The sequence below is a fragment of the Streptosporangium album genome, from assembly GCF_014203795.1.
Lineage (GTDB): Bacteria > Actinomycetota > Actinomycetes > Streptosporangiales > Streptosporangiaceae > Streptosporangium > Streptosporangium album.
In genome coordinates this window covers 3,104,428-3,121,526 of the sequence record NZ_JACHJU010000001.1, presented here as the reverse complement: position 1 = coordinate 3,121,526, position 17,099 = coordinate 3,104,428, and the positions used below count along the sequence as shown (strand labels likewise).

General features: G+C 64.8%; 15 protein-coding genes. 9 read left to right on the top strand and 6 right to left on the bottom strand.

The features are described 5' to 3' along the window. The first annotated feature begins 30 nt into the window (after nucleotides 1-30). Nucleotides 31-1,185, top strand: a complete 1,155-nt coding sequence (locus tag FHR32_RS14915; protein ID WP_184754853.1) for a methyltransferase — start codon at nucleotides 31-33, stop codon at nucleotides 1,183-1,185. Between the two features lie 308 nt (nucleotides 1,186-1,493). Here FHR32_RS14915 and FHR32_RS14910 read toward each other — a convergent pair whose 3' ends face one another. Beyond that, nucleotides 1,494-2,624, bottom strand: a complete 1,131-nt coding sequence (locus FHR32_RS14910) for a dispase autolysis-inducing protein (RefSeq protein ID WP_184754852.1) — start codon at nucleotides 2,622-2,624, stop codon at nucleotides 1,494-1,496. Between the two features lie 119 nt (nucleotides 2,625-2,743). Between FHR32_RS14910 and FHR32_RS14905 the strand changes: the two genes are divergently transcribed. The 3 genes from FHR32_RS14905 (at nucleotide 2,744) to FHR32_RS14895 (ending at nucleotide 6,939) form a co-directional block, all read left to right on the top strand. Then, nucleotides 2,744-3,733, top strand: coding sequence for a helix-turn-helix transcriptional regulator (locus tag FHR32_RS14905; protein ID WP_184754851.1), 990 nt, complete (start codon nucleotides 2,744-2,746; stop codon nucleotides 3,731-3,733). A 441-nt stretch (nucleotides 3,734-4,174) separates the two neighbouring features. Further along, on the top strand, nucleotides 4,175-4,630 hold the full coding sequence (locus tag FHR32_RS14900) for a hypothetical protein (protein WP_184754850.1): 456 nt from the start codon (nucleotides 4,175-4,177) through the stop codon (nucleotides 4,628-4,630). Nucleotides 4,631-5,046: 416 nt separating this feature from the next. Beyond that, nucleotides 5,047-6,939, top strand: coding sequence for an ATP-dependent nuclease (locus tag FHR32_RS14895; protein ID WP_184754849.1), 1,893 nt, complete (start codon nucleotides 5,047-5,049; stop codon nucleotides 6,937-6,939). Between the two features lie 594 nt (nucleotides 6,940-7,533). On the opposite strand, the gene FHR32_RS14890 is transcribed toward FHR32_RS14895, so the two are convergent. After that, nucleotides 7,534-8,361, bottom strand: a complete 828-nt coding sequence (locus tag FHR32_RS14890) for a transposase family protein (protein ID WP_184754848.1) — start codon at nucleotides 8,359-8,361, stop codon at nucleotides 7,534-7,536. 782 nt (nucleotides 8,362-9,143) lie between these two features. Here FHR32_RS14890 and FHR32_RS14885 point away from each other — a divergent pair. After that, nucleotides 9,144-9,959 carry an HARBI1 family protein gene (locus tag FHR32_RS14885; RefSeq protein WP_184756530.1) on the top strand — a complete coding sequence of 272 codons (816 nt, stop codon included), beginning with the start codon at nucleotides 9,144-9,146 and terminating at the stop codon, nucleotides 9,957-9,959. On the opposite strand, the gene FHR32_RS44385 is transcribed toward FHR32_RS14885, so the two are convergent. Both FHR32_RS44385 and FHR32_RS14875 read right to left on the bottom strand, forming a co-directional pair. Further along, the gene (locus tag FHR32_RS44385) at nucleotides 9,933-11,063 is read right to left on the bottom strand and encodes an IS1634 family transposase (protein ID WP_312882352.1); all 1,131 of its coding nucleotides are present in this window, start codon (nucleotides 11,061-11,063) and stop codon (nucleotides 9,933-9,935) included. The genes FHR32_RS14885 and FHR32_RS44385 overlap by 27 nt on opposite strands. Before the next feature lie 85 nt (nucleotides 11,064-11,148). Further along, the gene (locus FHR32_RS14875) at nucleotides 11,149-11,442 is read right to left on the bottom strand and encodes a winged helix-turn-helix domain-containing protein (protein ID WP_184754847.1); all 294 of its coding nucleotides are present in this window, start codon (nucleotides 11,440-11,442) and stop codon (nucleotides 11,149-11,151) included. A 148-nt stretch (nucleotides 11,443-11,590) separates the two neighbouring features. Here FHR32_RS14875 and FHR32_RS14870 point away from each other — a divergent pair, with 148 nt between their 5' ends. Together FHR32_RS14870 and FHR32_RS14865 are read left to right on the top strand one after the other, a co-directional pair. Next, a complete protein-coding gene (locus FHR32_RS14870) occupies nucleotides 11,591-11,914 on the top strand; it encodes a hypothetical protein (RefSeq protein ID WP_184754846.1) in 324 nt (107 codons plus the stop codon). 26 nt (nucleotides 11,915-11,940) lie between these two features. Continuing rightward, nucleotides 11,941-12,189, top strand: a complete 249-nt coding sequence (locus FHR32_RS14865; RefSeq protein WP_184754845.1) for a hypothetical protein — start codon at nucleotides 11,941-11,943, stop codon at nucleotides 12,187-12,189. Between the two features lie 442 nt (nucleotides 12,190-12,631). Here FHR32_RS14865 and FHR32_RS14860 read toward each other — a convergent pair whose 3' ends face one another. Further along, nucleotides 12,632-13,117: a guanylate kinase gene (locus FHR32_RS14860; RefSeq protein WP_184754844.1), complete on the bottom strand. Its 486-nt coding sequence runs from the start codon at nucleotides 13,115-13,117 to the stop codon at nucleotides 12,632-12,634. Here FHR32_RS14860 and FHR32_RS14855 point away from each other — a divergent pair. Continuing rightward, nucleotides 13,107-14,123 (top strand): site-specific integrase, encoded by a 1,017-nt coding sequence (locus FHR32_RS14855; protein ID WP_221465416.1) that lies wholly within the window; start codon nucleotides 13,107-13,109, stop codon nucleotides 14,121-14,123. The two genes, FHR32_RS14860 and FHR32_RS14855, sit on opposite strands and share 11 nt — an antisense overlap. 208 nt (nucleotides 14,124-14,331) lie before the next feature. Here FHR32_RS14855 and FHR32_RS14850 read toward each other — a convergent pair whose 3' ends face one another. Then, complete coding sequence (locus FHR32_RS14850) at nucleotides 14,332-15,729, bottom strand: IS1380 family transposase (RefSeq protein WP_184751892.1); 1,398 nt, start codon at nucleotides 15,727-15,729, stop codon at nucleotides 14,332-14,334. Nucleotides 15,730-16,221: 492 nt separating this feature from the next. Between FHR32_RS14850 and FHR32_RS14845 the strand changes: the two genes are divergently transcribed. Continuing rightward, nucleotides 16,222-16,911: a hypothetical protein gene (locus tag FHR32_RS14845; protein ID WP_184754842.1), complete on the top strand. Its 690-nt coding sequence runs from the start codon at nucleotides 16,222-16,224 to the stop codon at nucleotides 16,909-16,911. The last annotated feature ends 188 nt before the right edge of the window (nucleotides 16,912-17,099 follow it).

The window sequence follows — 17,099 nt, the reverse complement described above, 5'->3', positions numbered from 1 at the left end:
GCCTCGCGCGACTCGCTAGTCTGAGGCGCGATGAACCGTTTGACGACGTCAAGAGGTGAGTTCGACCTCACCCGCTTCCCCGAGGATCCCCGCGACCCGCTCCGCGCCTGGGACGCCGCCGACGAATACCTGCTGCGGCATCTCGACGGGGTCGACGGCGAACCGACGGATCTGTCGGGCACCGTGGTCGTGCTGGGCGACCGGTGGGGTGCTCTGGTCACCGCGATCGCCGATCACCGTCCCGTGCAGATCACCGACTCCTTCCTCGGCCAGGAGGGGACCCGGGCGAACCTGAAGCGCAACGGGGTCGCCGCGGACACGGTGCGTCTCCGTACGACCGGGGACGCGCCACCGGACCGGATCGACGTGCTGCTGATCCGGGTGCCCAAGAGCCTCGCGCTCCTTGAGGACCAGCTGCACCGCCTCGCACCCCATGTGCACGCGGGCACCGTGGTCGTCGGCGCGGGGATGGTCACCGAGATCCACACCTCGACGTCGAAGCTGTTCGAACGGATCCTCGGGCCGACCAGGACGTCGCTGGCGGCGAAGAAGGCACGGCTCATCTTCTGCTCACCGGATCCCCGGCTCTCCCGGAGCGCCAACCCGTGGCCGCGAAGTTACGCGCTGCCCACCGGCATCGGAGCGGTCTCGGGCCTGACCGTCACCAACCACGCGGGCATCTTCTGCGCCGACCGCCTCGACGTCGGCACCCGCTTCTTCCTGCAGAACCTGCCGCCGCGCCGTGGCCGCGAGCATGTCGTGGACCTGGGCTGCGGCAACGGAGTGGTCGGGCTCGCCGCGGCACTGACCGACAGCGGAGCCAAGGTGACGTTCATCGACGAGTCCTACCAGGCACTGGCTTCGGCGGAGGCCACGTTCCGGGCGAACGTGGACGCGGGTACCAAGGCGGAGTTCATGGCGGCCGACGGCATGTCGGGTGTGCCGGCGGGGACGGTGGACCTGGTGCTGAACAACCCGCCGTTCCACACGCACCGCGCGACGACCGACGCGACGGCCTGGCGCATGTTCAACGGGTCACGCGCGGCGCTACGCCGCGGCGGCGAACTGTGGGTGATCGGCAACCGGCACCTCGGCTACCACGTGAAACTGCGCCGGCTCTTCGGCAACTGCGAGGTCGCCGCGAGCGACCCGAGGTTCGTCGTCCTGCGAGCCGTCAAACGCTGACCGCCTCGGCAACGCCGTACGGGAAGGGCTCGGCACGCCGTCCTGGTACGGGCGCTTCCTCGCCCAGACCGTCGTCGAGCCCTCCCTGCGCGAGTACTCCGTGCAGGCGCATCTGAGGACGCCCTCGTTCCGCCGCCTGGAGAAGCTCCGGCCCTCTCGCGGGCAGGACCTCGACCGCGAACTGTCGACCCGGTCCGCGGCCGTGATCCGCCTGCTGATCGTGCACATGTGCGCCGAACTGGAAGGAGATCTGGCCGAGGGCCGGGCCGACCCGGCCGCCGCCGAGCAGTCGTGGCGGCGGCTGGGCGCTACACCTCTTCGGCCACCCCCAGGTACATCACATTCGGCTGCGCGGGGTTGAAGGCGATGGAGGTGACCCGGTCGTAGGAGTTGTGATTGATGGTGACGAGGTTCTTACGGGATTCGTACTTGTAGATGTCGGTGCCGATCGACGACCATCCGGTCCCGAAGTCGAAGTAGAGGACGTCCGCGTCCTTCGGGTGCGGGGCGAGCAGCGGCCCGTTGGGAATCGTGACCGCCCGGTCCTGGTCCACGACGGGGGTGAAGTTCCTGCCTCCGTCGTCCGAGCGGTAGATGTGCCGGCCGCCGGACGGCACGCCGGCATCCAGCTCCGCCAGGTTGAGCCCCATCGCCCAGACGACGTTCCCGACGGCCGGGGAGATCGCGGCGCTGAACACGTTGACCCTGTCACCGGTCTCGGTCAGCCCCGCGGCCGAGGTCCAGGTGCGGCCGCCGTCGAAGGTGACGCGGGCACCGGTGTCCGAGGCGCCCAGCACCACGTGGTCCAGGTCGTGCGGGTCGAACACCGCGGTGTAGGACATGCGGGTGTCGCTCGGTGACCAGGCCGGCACCCCGACGGGCTGCCACGTGCGCCCGCCGTCCTGCGACTCGTACAGCTGGCCTTCGAGGTCGGACGCCCGTAGGCGGTCGCCGTTACTCCAGTCCACGCCGAGCCCGATCAGGTCGCCGGCCGGTGCGGTGAGCGGCGTGACGCCCTCGGGCGTGGCGAGCGCGAGGTTGCCGTCGCGGTCCCAGGCGTAGGCCCGGCCGCCCCGAGCCGCAACCAGCTCGATGTACCAGCCGCTCACCTCGCCGGTCACCCTCCAGGTGCAGCCCGCGTCGTTCGAGGCCAACAACTGCTTGTTGGACATGGCCAGCAACTGGTTCGGACTGTCGAGCGCGACGAGACCCGTGGTGTAGACGATCGGCCGCGCCGGCTTGCTGGTGGGCGCGATCTTCTTGCCGTCGTTCCACGCGTACGTCACAGAACCATCACTGCCGACCGTCTGGCAGGTCGGCCGACTCCAACCGAAGCCGTCGAAGCCGTCGCCGGAGGGTTGGTCCCTCGCTACGGCGGGCGTGGCGGCCGACAGGACCGTCAGCGCGGTCGCGAGTCCGATGGTGAACGCCTTCTTCAACACTGCCTCCCCGACAGGTATGTCTTACAAGTCCGTTTCTATCGGTGAGTTCGATGCTCAGGCTAGGTCTTATGGCGGCAGATTTACGCCATTGCAGGCATCTGACACACTGATCGATCATGAACACGGACGACAACGCGCTCGCGGCGGTCGGGGTGGATGCAGAGGACGAGCAGATCTACCGCGACCTGCTGCGCCGGCCGCGCGCCACGCTGCTCGAGCTGGCCGCGCACACCGGCCACACCACGGTGGCCCTGCGCCGGGCGTGCTCGCGGCTCGAGTCGCTCGGCCTGGTCAGCCGCATGGCGGGGCGCCCGGTCCGGTACGTGCCGACCAGGCCCGACGTGGCGGTGTCCGCCCTCATCTCCCGCCGCGAGGAGGGGCTGGCCCAGGCCAGGCTGGCCGCGCTCGCGCTGCTGGCCGAGACGCCGCGAACGGAGAACCTGGCCCCCGAGGAACTGGTCGAGGTCGTGCAGGGGCAGGCGGCCGTGGTGCAGCGGTTCACGCAGTTGCAGCAGACCGCGACCGAGGAGCTCCTAGTGCTCGACCGGCCACCGTACGCACAGGACCCCTCCCAGCAGAACGCCCCCGAGATGGAGCGTCTCGCGCACGGCCTCCTGGTGCGCGGCATCTACGACGCCTCGGCCCTGGAGATCCCCGGCAAGCTGCGCCTCGCCCAGGAGTCGGCAGCGGCCGGAGAGCGGGCCAGGGTCAGCCCCGAGGTGCCCATGAAGCTGGCCATCGCCGACCGGAGGACCGCCATCCTGCCGCTGAGCGCCGACGCGTCCGCCCACTCGGACAGCGCGGTCATCGTGCACTCTTCGTCGTTGCTCGACGCGCTGGTCACCCTGTTCGAGGTCCTGTGGCGGTCGGCGCTGCCGCTGCCGATCTTCGACGCGCGCTCCCGCCCGGCGGACATGCCGGATCCCGAGCTGTTCGCGCTGCTCGCGGCCGGGCTCAAGGACGAGGCGGTCGCGCGCCAGCTGGGGGTGAGCCTGCGCACCGTGCACCGGAGGGTCAGCGAGCTGATGGACCGGCTCGGCGCCCGCACCCGCTTCCAGGCCGGCCTGCTCGCGGCGCGCCGCGGCTGGTGGGACGCGGATTCCTGACCGCCGTGGCGTGACCGGGCCGCCCGGCGTGCAGTCTGACAGAGAGGGCTTGGGCGCTGGTCCTTGATGTTTGTCCTTCTCGCTCCGACTGCGCCGCCCCGGCCTTGACGCGTTCTGTCCGTAACAGATCGCCTGTGTGAGCCCGCGTTGCTGTACAACGCTGCTGCACGGGCACGAAAAAGGCCCCCCGGGATCATCCCGGAGGGCCTTTGACCTGCTGTGCGGCCGGAGGTACTCGAAACCCCAACCTTCTGATCCGTAGCCAGTTCGAGAACGTCCACCGACGTCCACAGGTGTCAGAAAAACCAGCTCAGAGACATCTCACACTTGATCGTCCTCTGTGGATGTCCACTCGCGTCCAGGGACGGTGTTAGCACTTCCGTTAGCAAGATCACGCGCAGCGCAAAGGCTATGTCGGACCCGATCACTACTCTCCCGCACATGGCAGTCCCCGAGATCATCCCCATCAGCTACGAACCCGACTACCACACCGACACCATCGGCCATTGGGAGAGCGGACAGTTCCTCGGCTCCGTCGTCGCCGCCTTCCCGGAGGGTTACACACACACCGACGACTGGCAGGCACACAAACGCTGGTACGCCGTCTTGCACACCTTCGACGCCGCCGGCCACCACCTCGACTCCCGCATCGAGCGCACCGGAACCGACGACAACTACCGGGCCGCCGTCGACGCAGCGCAGGAGCGGTTGAAGCAATGGCTCAATGCCCTCCCCGGCCTCCGCTTCGGCGACATCGCCATCCGGCCCTTCCGCCGCGACGTCGACGGCGTGCTGTTCGGCCTCGTCATCGAGACCTTCGAAGGCACCGAACACGCTGAGCTCTACCCGGACGACCTCGGCTTCTACGAACCCTGGGACGGCTTGTACGACACCTGACCACCTGATCCGTAGGCAAGGGCATGCCCCTCGTCGATGGCCTACCATCCTGCTCGGACGGTAGATGTGGGTTGGCGGGGTGTGAGCATGTCAGGTGATGTTGCTGTACGGCGCTGCTGTATGGCAGAGCAACAGCAACCCGCAGCGGCAGGGTTATCAGCATGAAGATGCCTGCGGCCTGACATCAACTCCGTCTTCGGCTCAGGCTGAGCCAGAAGCTTACGAAAGTATCCAGCCATCCTATGGAGCGAGCGCCAAGCTGTCGTTCCTACACGATGCGGCTGGGGCTCCCCCTATCTCGTAACTTCTTAGCTCCATAAGATGATAAATCATCCCATTTAGGATTAGTCGCTACATTTCACGCTCCTTTCTGAATTCCGGTTGCGTGATCACGTTGAAAGCTATGGGATTCACGGGTGCGGATTCAACGGGTGAGGATTCAGGGGTATCGGTGTCTGCGGGACGTGGACATCCGGTTCGATGACATCACGACCTTCATCGGACCGAATGGGGTCGGGAAGTCGTCTGTGCTGCGCGCGCTCGACTGGTTCTTCAATGGAGACCGGAATTCACCGATCACGAGCGACGATGTCTCCACCGGCGCAGATCCGGAGCGGATCACAGTCGAGGTGGAGTTCTGCGACCTCACCGACGTCGACCGAGTAGCGCTCGGCAAATACGCCGCTGGTGGCGTGGAGACCGTACGGCTGTGGCGGCGCTGGGAAAGAGGGTACGACAAGCTTTCCGGTCGGGCCTTGGCCTATCCGGCGTTCATCAAGGTCAGGGATGTGCAAGGCGCGAAGGCTCGGCGTGACTGCTACAACGAGTTGCGAACAGAGCGACCTGACCTTGGTCTGCCGGCTGTCCGGAGTGCGGCAGAGGTAGACACTGCGCTCATCGCTTGGGAGACCGCCCATCCCCACGAACTCCAGGGCACCGAGATCGAGGCGGATACCCACTTCTTCGGCTTCGCTGGCCAGGCGAAGATGACTGGACTCTTCGACTACGTTTTCGTCAGTGCCGACCTGCGGGCCGGCGATGAGAGCCGTGATATCAAGAGCTCGATCATCGGACGAATTCTTGAGCAAGCCGTGGATCGAACCGAGGCGGACAAAGAACTTACGGAACTCGGTATAATCTTCAATGCAAATCGGGAAACCATCCACACCAAGCATTTCAGCGAGCAGCTCGAAACCTTGTCGGATGACCTGACTACAGCGGTTGGTGAGCTCACCAGTGGCCGGAGCATTAACGTGTCCCCCGTTGTCCCTGAGTTCAAGATGCCACAGGTCCAATTCAAGGTCTCTGTCCTGGATGGCAGGGCAACAACCCGGGTGGATCAGCAGGGACACGGCTTTCAGCGCGCGCTACTTATCTCCGCTCTACGGCTACTGGCCGAGAGCAAGGCTACCGAACATGATCGAACCATCTTCCTGGCGATCGAGGAACCGGAACTGTTCCAGCATCCTATCCAGGCCCGGGCATTCGCTACCGTACTGCGCAAGATCGCGCGTAAGGACGGACACGGCGTACAAGTCTCTTATGCGACCCATAGTCCGTACTTCTTGGAGCCCGAGGGCTTCACGGAGATCCGTCGGATGACTAGGACTCTCTCGGATAGCGTCGGCGCTTCGGTGCAGATCCAATCGACGTCCAAAGAAGCCATCGCTCAACGTCTCAACAGCGCTTTCAAAACCGATGAGGTTTATCGGCAGCTCACTCGGGTTTGTTTGCAGTCACTTCCAGAAGCGCTGTTTGCCCGTGCCGCGCTACTTGTTGAGGGCGGCACTGATCAGGGATTCTTCGAGGGGTGTGGCCTACGGCACGATCCTCTCAACAGGAACGGAATCGTGGTCGTTGACGCTGGGAGCAAGAGGATTCTGCCGCTCGCGCATGCGGTTCTCGCTGAACTCGGGGTGCCCTGTTTCGTCATATTCGACGGTGATGCTGGTGGAGAGCATCGTGACCGCAGCAAGAATAAGGCTCCAGATAAAATTGCCGACGGAGTACGGCAGCGCATGCAGGCAAATCGTATGCTGCTCGGGTATTTGAAAGGACACGTCGAGGACTTCCCGCAGACCAAGGTGTACGACGACTATGCGGTTTTTCACGATACCTTGGAGACCTACCTCGAAGCCGAGTGGCCGGATTGGGGAGAAGCTCACCAAGATCTCATCGCCAACGACAACGGCATGGACGGCAAGCACCCGATGACCTACCGGCATGCCTCCCAGAACGCTAACACCGATCCGCCGGCTTGGATCAGCGATGTCATTACTCGAGCCATGACGCTTTGCGCAGAAGGATAAAGCGATCATTCAGTCTTGCGCGGCGGTAGCGAAGTCAGCGATCACCACGAACTCAACTCACGCAACCAGTGAAGTTCGGTCACGATGAATGGCGTCTGAATTAGGAGATCGGTGACCGCGCCTTTGGCTTACTAGGTCCGACCTGGATGCGAGCCCAACTCGTCTGGTGCTGTTAATCTGGCCATCCCGCGTACTTCTCGCATCAGAGAGAGATATTCACGCCACGCCTTTCACGGTGATTACCGTGCACGCTACGTACGGGTGTCTACCGATTCCCTAGCGTGTACAGAGAGACCCCCGTCATCCGGTGGCAAGACACCCGACCCGGAGCACAGGGCCGCCAGGCCCGAGCACCGGAAGCGGCGCGGCAGAATTAATATGCTGATCGCCCTCGGCTTCCCTCAACTAGGAGTACCGGCCAATGAAACGGTGACCTACCAGAGTTCAGGCTGCAACGAATCCCTGGCATCCAAAACCGTCTGGTTTGAAATGCCGGAAACAGAGAGTACATCGGGCTGAACAAGATCTGGAGAAAAAAACATCACTTCAGTTCCCAAGCTGGCTTTGGCCGCACTGAGGTGATCTCAGCGACTTTCATTTCAAGTAGCCGTGTTCGAAATGGGTGAGAACGAGCGCGGCTTTGACGATGTCGCCGATTCTGCTGGGGCTGGCGGTGATGCGCTGGAGGGTGCGCCAGCGTTGTGTGAGCAGGGCGAAGCCTCGTTCTCCCAGGCAGCGCAGGGCGCGCAGGAGTGCGTTGCGGGTGCGGGTGTCGAGGTCGAGGGGCCGGCCGTCGGAGGGTTGTTTGACCGGGGTGAGAATGCCGATGCCGGCGCCGTCGTAGCCGGAGTCGGCCAAGGTGGGCAGCCCGTCGGCGGCGGCCTTGTACAACGCTCCCAGGACGTGTGCGCGGGCGGCGGTCAGGTCGTGAACCGATCCGGGTTCGACCTCGGACACCCACAGCGGCAGGCCGCAGGGCGCGGACAGGGCCTGGATGTTGCCGCCGTGGTGGTGGGCCTTTCCGGAGTACCACAGGTCGATGGGTTCGCCTTTGACGCTGATGGTCTTCTCCCGGCAGCGGTCGGTGGCGATGACGGTGCCGTCCAGGATCAGGTGGGTGAGGCCCTCGTCGACAGCGCGTTGCAAGGCGTGGTGCAGGTCGGGTGCCTGGTCGGCCAGGACGTCGATGACCTCGTCGATGTAGCGGTAGGCGGTGGCGCGGGAGATGCCGTGGTCGCGGCCGAGGGCGGCCCGGTCGGTGCGGTCGCGGAACCAGCGCAATCCCATCACCGCCTGCTCAAAACAGGTCAGAGCCCTGGAACCCGAACGGGTGCCCAGTCGGCGGCGTTCGGCCGCCAGCAGCAGGGAGAGATGGCAAACCAGTTCCCGAGGGACGTCGAGCGTGGCACGATAGGTGATCACGTGGGGCTTTCTGGGCTGAAGAAGACTTGTGGTGAGACCTCTTCTACCGAAAGCTCCACGCCTATTTCAGGGGGATCGCGATCCATCCCGATTCATGTCTGTCGGCGTCGCTTTGAAGACATCGAATCACAACCGCCCTTATTGATCTTGCTGAGATCACCTCACTGTAGCCCAGCGAGTAACGTAGTGATTCGCATCCCTTATATAGATCTAAAATCTCGGGCGCGGCATCGTATGAGACAATCCAAGGGCCGCCTGTGCGATGAATTGCCTCGGCGACCATTACATGGTCCGCATGTTGATAGAAATTGTCGTAAAGCCCTTCGCCCTTGACGTAATACGGAGGGTCCAGATATAGCAGGCGTCGTTCCTTTCAGGTAGAGGGTGCTCACGGCGAGCGGCCCCTTGAACGCCGCGTAGCGGCGCTCGACCGATTCCTGCTTTTTGTACAGCAGCAGGACCTGCGCGGCATCGGCCTGGCCGGGATCAAGGTTGGACAACAAGGCGTACCAGCCGTCGGCTGCGGCTTCGGCGTCGATCGCCTCTTGGCTGAGCTCCCAGGTCAACGTGGGCTTACCGGTGGCCGGATCGGTCCCGACCTCAGTGAGACGTTGTCAGCAACGGTCGATGACCGTGTGTAGCCGATCACGGCGGGCGTGGGAGTGATCAAGTAGAGAAAAGCGTGAAGCCCCTGGTAGGGGTGGGTCTTGTCGAAGGATCCACCGCACCGCACACAAGGGCTTCACGTGACCTCCAGTATCACCTATACAGCCGAGTTGGACATGCCGCGCGAGGTTGTGCTGTTTCTGGCCGGGCTGTTGCGCGCCGAGCGGGTACGGCGCCGCACCCGCGCGGGCACTCGGGCGCTGGGCGAGTTCAAGCAGGCCGTTCTGATCATCCGCTGGCTGGTGGACGGCGCTCGGATCGCCCGGCCGGCCGCCGATAACGCCATCTCGCACGCGACCTGTGATCGGTACGTCGAAGAAGGGGTCACCGTATTGAAGGCCCAGGCGCCGACGCTACAGGAGGCGCTCACGGCGGCGAAGGCCGCCGGCTACACCCGCCTGCATCTGGATGGCACGCTGATCGAAACCGACCGCTGCCGCGCCCTGGGCCCGAACGGCGCCGACCTGTGGTGGAGTGGAAAACACAAGCAGCACGGCGGCAACATTCAGGTCCTGTCCAGCCCCGGCGGCGACCCGCTGTGGACTTCTGAGGTACGGCCCGGCCGTGAACACGATCTCACCTGTGCCCGCCTGCACGGCCTCCTCGACCCGCTGGCCAAGGCCGCCGAGGACGGGCTGATCACGTTGGCCGACCTCGGCTACGTCGATGCGGGTATGGGGTTTCGCCTGCCGTACAAGAGGTCTCGGGGTGGCACACTCACCGACGATCAGATCCAGTACAACAAGGTCCACGGTGCGCTCCGAGCCCTCGCCGAACGAGCGAACGCCCAGCTCAAGATGCGGTTCAAGGCACTGCGGAACGTCAGCAAGTGCCCTTGGAAGATCGGCGGTATCGTCGCCGCGGCGCTCGTCCTCTTCCACCGGGAGCAAGCTCACAAGCAGCTGTCACCCAGCGTGAACGCCGGTTGCTGACAATGACTCAGTGATCAGATAGGCGCCGACCCGCCGCTGCGTGCTGATGACGGCGATTTTGGCGGCGACCTTCTCCGCGGTCGGGTAATGCCGCGATCCCAGCCCGCGTTGCAGCCGGTTGAGATCCTCACGGGCCCGCGACAGCTTCAGAGCCCGAGCTCCGGCCGCGGCCTGCGCCCGGGCGGAGGAATGCCCGAAGATCCGCCGCAGGGTGAGGAGCGGGTCCTTCTTCCGGGGGCCGGCCAGCTCCAGCGTGTCCTCCAGCACATGCCATGATCCACGCTGATCGACGGGTTTGGCCTGATCACGCTGAGCGACGTAGTCGACGGCGGTGGCCACCTCCACGCTCAGCCCGGCCAACTGCGTGGCCGGCACGTAGGCCTTGGACGCCGGGGCGATGAAGCTCACCCGCTGCTGATGCATCGCCACCAGGTTCGCGTACGAGATCAGCTTGGAATCGCCGATCATCAGCAGGTCACGGCGGGAGGCCAGTCGCTGCAACCGCTTCATCGCGCCGACGACCTGCCCGACCTCGCCCGCGCCGCCGTCGAAGGCCCGGTGAAACACCGGGATCGCGCCGTCGCCGGAGACCGCGATGCCGGCCTGGATCTGCTTCAGATCCGTGCGGCGATCTTTGGGGTGGCCGAACCTCGGTGCCGCGAATCCCTGTTCGGCCTGTTCGTAGTCGCCGTGCAGCGAGATCGAGGTCATGTCCCAGTGCATCCGGGTGACATCGATGCCGAACGCCTCGATCGCGGCCAGGCCGACCGATCCCGCGATGTGGTCGAGGTGGGGGGCGATCGCGTCCAATGCCCGGCCGATCCGGTCGTCGTTGAGCAGGTCCGCCTCGACGCCGAAGGCTTCGGCCACCGCCCACGCCCGCGCCCAGTCCTGCACATGGACCAGTGGAGACGGCGAGGTCAACCGGTTGGCGATCAACACCTCGATCACCTGACCATGAGTGAGTTCGGCCAGGTCACGCACCGGGCAGGCCTCATCCACGATCTCCCGGATCCGCAACCTGGTGCAGAAATCGGCCACCACCGGCAACGCCCCGAGCATCTTCTCCACACTCTGGGCACCCCACTGCGCACGTTGTCTCACAAGCTTCAGGTCATACCGCCACGACCGGCCTGCGATCAACATCAACGCCCGAGATCTCAGTCACCTCCACGTGCGGAAAACAGGACTAGCCTTCGGGCTGATCCTGGTCGTCGTCTCCGGGCCCGATGTGCTCGGGTGGTCCGCCGGTCTTGGAGTCGGCGACGAACGTCCCAATATTGCGGACGGTGTAGACCAGTCCATCGGCAATGAGGGCGTTGATCACCTTACGGGCAGTTCGTCGGGCGATTCCGAATTCTTCGGCCATGCGGGGCTCTCCCGGGACGGGATACCCGGGCTTGTAGTCGCCGGTCTGAATGCGTCGACGCATCTCGGCGAGAACCTGCTCTGACTTGGGCTGATCAGGCCGGAAGTGGATCACAGCACAAACGATAGGAAGCGACCGGTAGCCCCAGGTCAACAGACGTTACGAGGCGTACCGGTCGTCATGAGTAGGAAAAAATGGTGAAGGGTAGGCAGGGGTAGTAAAGATTGCTTATGCTGGGCGCGACGCCGACAGGAGGTAAGTCGTGGTCACAACCTCACTCGACGAAACGGGAGCGGTAGATGCGGCTGAGGAGCTTCGTGATGCTTTAGCCCAACATGAGATCACTGCCGATGTTCACGACGGGTACGGTCTGGCAGTGGTCGCGGTGTGGGCGGGACTCCTTGTCTGGTGCGACGGACAGCGGTTCTGGTGGCGGACCGAGTGGAACGCTCGTCAACGACGACCGATCTATGCCTGGCATCCAGCATTGGAGCCCGTCCAGGCCGCGCGCCGGGTCGCCCTGCGCTACGCCGACCTTCGCCGGGAGCACACGGCGCCGGAAGAGGGCGGCGCATGGCCGCAGTGAGCGAGTGCTTGAGTCCGCATGTGGCGATGCGACAGCGTGATCATGTGCGGTTGGTGTGGCAGGGGCCGTACCGGTCGCTGGCGCGGGTGCGGCCAATGGCCTGGACCTGCTCGTGCCGGGCGACGGTCTATGAGCTGTGCGTCGGCGGTGGACGGGCGTTCCTGCGTCGGACAGTGCAGCTCGACCGCGCGCCGCAGATCCAAGAAACTGCGCTCATGTCGATCAACGAAGCTCAGGCAACCTGGACGGCGGTGCTGTCCGGGCACGCCTGCTGAAGTCGGGCGGGGCGACAGATTAGAGGGATCTCGTCGCCCCGCCTGCTGGGGATCATCCTAAGCGGTTCCCGGCTTCTGCTCCCCCGCTCCTCGACGACTGCCACCGGTGGTGACCCGATCTCGGGTCTGGCCTCTGGGAGCGGTGTTCAATCACCCCGTTGGACACCGCTCTGCGCGCCCCCGTAGATGAGACCGGCTTCCGAGAGCGGAGACACCGGCCGTACTGCGGTCCGACAGGGGCGGGGGAGACATGGGAACCCCAACGATCACGTGGTTGCCGCAGGAGGTGGAAGGGTGACGGGGCGGCTCTCCTTCGCTGGATGCTCGCACGGGTCGGTGTCATGGACGTCGGACCTGGACGGAGTGTGGACGGGGGCGAGGTGCTTCGACTGCGGGACCTGGTGGCGGTTGGATCTGATCCCGTCGGAGGTGGCGGCGCGGCTCACGGGGGGCATGCCTCCTCGCGAAGACGCCCGGCCGTTCGCAACTGATCGTAGGCGCTCGTGATCTCCTTCGCTGCGCCCTCGGGGCTGAGCTGGTCGGTATGGATACGGAGATGAAAGAACCCGGCGTCGGTGTTGGCCTCCAGGTCGGCGAGGGTCTCGTCCCACGCGGTCAGGCGCTTACTGGTGTCGGCGTCCCCGCGGGCCTGGGAGCGCTGTTCGGTGACCTCGCGCGGCACCCACAGCAGTACGCGAAGCCAGGAGTCGGGAACCGTGCCGATGAGTCGGCGCAGATCGCGGATGTTGCCCATGTGCGTGACGGGGACGTAGCCGGCGGCGTGGCGGTCTTCGATGGCCTGGCGGTCGATAGCGTAGACGTTGCCGTAGCGGCGGGTCTCGACCAGCAGACGCCCCGCGTCGCGCAGTTTGTCCAGGTGCTCGGCGCTGACGAACTCATACCCGTGTGTCCGGCCGGTGCCGACCAAGCACCCCACCCTTGCCGCGTACCTGACGCGCTGGCTCGCCGATGTGATCGAACCCAACCTGGAGCCGACGACCTACGTGGCCTATGAGCCGCTGGTGCGGCTCTACATCGTCCCTGGCCTGGGCAAGAAGCGGCTCGACAAGCTCACGGTCCGCGAGGTTCAGACGTGGCTGAACACGCTGGTCACCCTCTGCACCTGCTGTGACCAGAAGAAGGATCACCGGCGAGCGGAGGCCAAACGGCGATGCTGCGCCACCGGAAAATGCTGCAAGGGATATCCGTCCCGGAGCACGATCGCGGGCATCCGCCGCGTCCTGCGTTCCGCGCTCAGCAACGCCATCCGGGAAGAGCTGATCTCCAAGAACGTCGCGGCGTTGACCACCCTGCCCAGCCCGAGCAAGACCAAGAAGAAGCGCCAGCACGTGGCATGGGGCGTCGACGAGGCGCGGAAGTTCCTCGAACACCTGCGAGCGGAGGATGACCCGCTCTACGCGGCCTACGTGTTGATCCTCGTTCTGGGCCTGCGGCGGGGCGAGGTGCTCGGGCTCGCCTGGGACTGCATCGACCTCGGTGGAGAACAAGTGTGGATCTCTCGAGAGCTCAACCGCATCAGGGGAGAGCTCCTCCACCGCGAGACGACCAAGACCGACGACTCCACCGCATCGCTTCCGCTGCTCGGCCTGTGCATCACTGCGCTCAGACACCGCCAGCGAATTCAGGAGGAGGCCCGCAAGGCCGCTGGGGCGAAGTGGAAGGACTCCGATCTCGTCTTCACCACGAGGAACGGCACGCCGATCGAGCCGCGTAACTTCAACCGATCCTTCGAGGTTCAATGCCGCAAGGCGGGTGTCTCCCGCATCCGAGTCCACGACACCCGGCACACCTGCGCCTCGCTTCTGGCCGCCCTCGACGTCCACCCTCGGGTGGCGATGCGCATCCTGCGCCATTCGCAGATCTCGATGACCATGGATGTCTACACTCAGCCTGAATCCACCGAGCGTCTTTGAATGATCGTTTCTAAGTTCGATTCCTCCATGAGGGCCGTTTCTCTCGGTGTTCGGCAGGTGGAGTCCTGTTTTCGGGCGTGATGGGGCCGCCGCTGGCGGGTTCTGCGGCTTGTCCGGGTCATGCGGTTCGGGGCGGTCGGTGGCGGTGTCGCCGGTGGCTGGGTAGGCCGTCAAGGTGCTGGCGGGGTGGTGCCTGTGAGATGGGATATCAAGCGGCTCGGGCGAGCGGTGGCGAGCGAAGCGCGTCGAAGAGGTTCATCCAGGCGGGCTGCCAGGGCCAGTGGCCGGGCAGGTGGAGGGTGATATGGCCGCGCCCGTGCCGGGCGAGGCGGGCGGGTACGGCGATGAGGTGGCGGCGCAGAGTGGCTCCACGTGCTCGTGCGCAGCGGGCTCCGGACAGGCAACCGGCGGCGCGGAGCAGGTTGTGGCTGATCGTGGCCAGTGCCAGCCAGGCGGCGTTGGCCGCGAAATTACCGGAGGGCAGGTGAGCCAGCGGCCCGGAGATCAGATCGGCGAAGATCTGCTCGATGATCGCGTGATCACGATGCTGTCCTTCGGCCTGGATCAGCTCATACGGAGTGTCGGTGAACACGGCGTGGTAGCGATAGCACGGGTGGTGGCCGGGGTCGGTCTGCTCACCCAGTCGTTTGACCCGGCGCACGATCAGGCGGGCGGTTACGGCCTGCCCCTTCTTGGAGGTGAACGCGGTGTAGCGGGTCTCGGCGACCTCGGCATCGGAGATCCACTGCCCGGATTCCTCGTCCAAGATGGCGTTGGGGTAGCTGATCGGGGTCCAGGCGCCCTGGGGGATCGCGGCGATCGCCGCCTTGATTTTGGGGTCCATCTTCGCGGTGAAGGAGAACCGGACATCGGCTCGCCGGCAGGCGCCGATGACCTTGGCGCTGTAGTAGGCCGCATCGCCTCGGCAGAGCAGGATGCCGGTGGCTCCGGCCTCCCGGGCCGTATTGATCGACTCGGTCACGAAGGTGTCTGCGCCGCGGGCGGAGTTGGCGGTGCCGCCGCGCAACCGACTGGCGGTGATGACCGGGGCGGCCAGTGGGGTGGACAGGGCCGAGGCGAGCACGTTGAGACCGCGGACCCGCAGGCTCTTGCCTTGAATCTTGGTGTGCCCGAACCCGGCGCCCTGTTTGGTCGGCCCGTAAATCCGTTTTTGCATCGAGTCCAGATCGAGGAACGCCAGCACGTCCACGCCGGGCAGCAGCGGTGTGTGCGCGGCCAGACGGGCCAGCAGGCGGCGGCCGACCTTCCCGATCTGCCGCACGTTGCCCCACGTCAGACAGCGCAGAAACGACCCGAGCGTGGAGGGGGCGCGGATCCCGGCAAACAACTTATCCATCCCGCCGTGGCGCAGCACGTCCAGATCATCGATGCTGTCGGCCCCGGCGATCATCCCGGCCACGATCGAGCCGATTTTCAGCGGGGCATTCACCCCGAGTCGGTCGGCGATGGTCACGTGCTCCTGAGCCAGACCGGCCAGGTCACAGCGCTCGGCCAGGCGCATCACCGGCAGCAGGCCGGCGTAGGCGACCGTGTGCTGGTCATCGAAGATCGCATGGGTGTGGGCGGGAGCGTGAGACAATCGCACTTACGACGTGCCCTCTTGATTCGGCGGCTGGAAGCGTAGAGAACTCCCATCCTGCCAGGTCAGAGGGCATCGTCATGTCTACGGTCCAGCCCTCACCTGATAACGCTCGGTGGATTCAGGCTCAGATTCCCTCCCCGGAAACGCGAAAGGCGCTCGACCGGCTCAATCAGAGCCTCGACGGTTCAAGCGAGATGTAGCTCATCATCCGTTGCCACAAAATGCCCTTTGGGATCGCCCCAAGGGCATTTTTCGCATGCAAGAGTTTTACTCGTAGCCGAAAAGACATATCGAACTAACTATCGCGACGATCTCGCCATTCGTTTTTTGTGATTTAAAAGAATAAGATTTCCGGCGAGCTGCTCAGTTCGCCTTCACACCGAACGTGATGGAGGGCGAATGACGCACCCTGCACGTTGTGAGAACGCCAAGCTGCATCAGTGCCGATGTTCCGCCTGTGGCGGGACGAAGCACCGTTGGCCCCAAGGCATCACCTTGGCCCGCGATCCCTCTCCGGTCAGTCGCCAGGAGGCAAGAGACCGCAGCGACTCCGACTGGGCTAAGACCCAAACCCCCAGGGGACAACGAGAGCCATCCAAGCCCAGACAGGCAGCCGCCACCGACAGTGCAACAGTCGATCTCATCGACTGGCTGTCCGAAAATCCAAGCACCATCGAACACATCCAGGAAGTCGGCGACCTCCTTACCGGCTCCGTGATCAGCGAACTGGACAAGAGATTCGGCGGCGGCAGGCCACGAGAAACCAGAAGAATCCTCACTAATCACTTCTGGTGCGATCTCCTCGTGGCCCTGGCCGAGGGTATTGAGGAGTTCTCGAAAGCCATGGACCGAATACCCGAATACGTGACGGCGGCTATCATCAAGTCTCGGAATGATGAGCGTCGCAGCCCTCTCCTCGAAGCGCTGGTGGCTCTTGCCGTACAGACGGCGTGGGGCCCCATCAAGAGCATGGTCCATGCCACCGGGGTCGAGGAGGTGCAACGGACGTGTCGGATCCTCGCCGTCCTCATCTGCCCGGCTCCCGAAAATCACACGGCGGTCCAGAACGGCGCACTCCTTCCCCTGGCGAAGGAGGGGATGTTGGAGACCAGCAGAGAGCGGCTTGAGCAGGTCTTCCCCGCGGAGTGGGTTCGCCGTCTCCGGGGTGACCTCGGCGGTGCCTGAGCAAGGTTGTCGCCTTCGGAGGGCCGGGGCTTGGGCGCTGGCCCTTGATGTTCGTCCTTCTCGCTCCGACTACGCCGCCCCGGCCTTGACGCGTGCTGTCCGTAGCAGATCGCCTGTGTGAGCCCGCGTTGCTGTACAACGCTGCTGCACGGGCACGAAAAAGGCCCCCCGGGATCATCCCGGAGGGC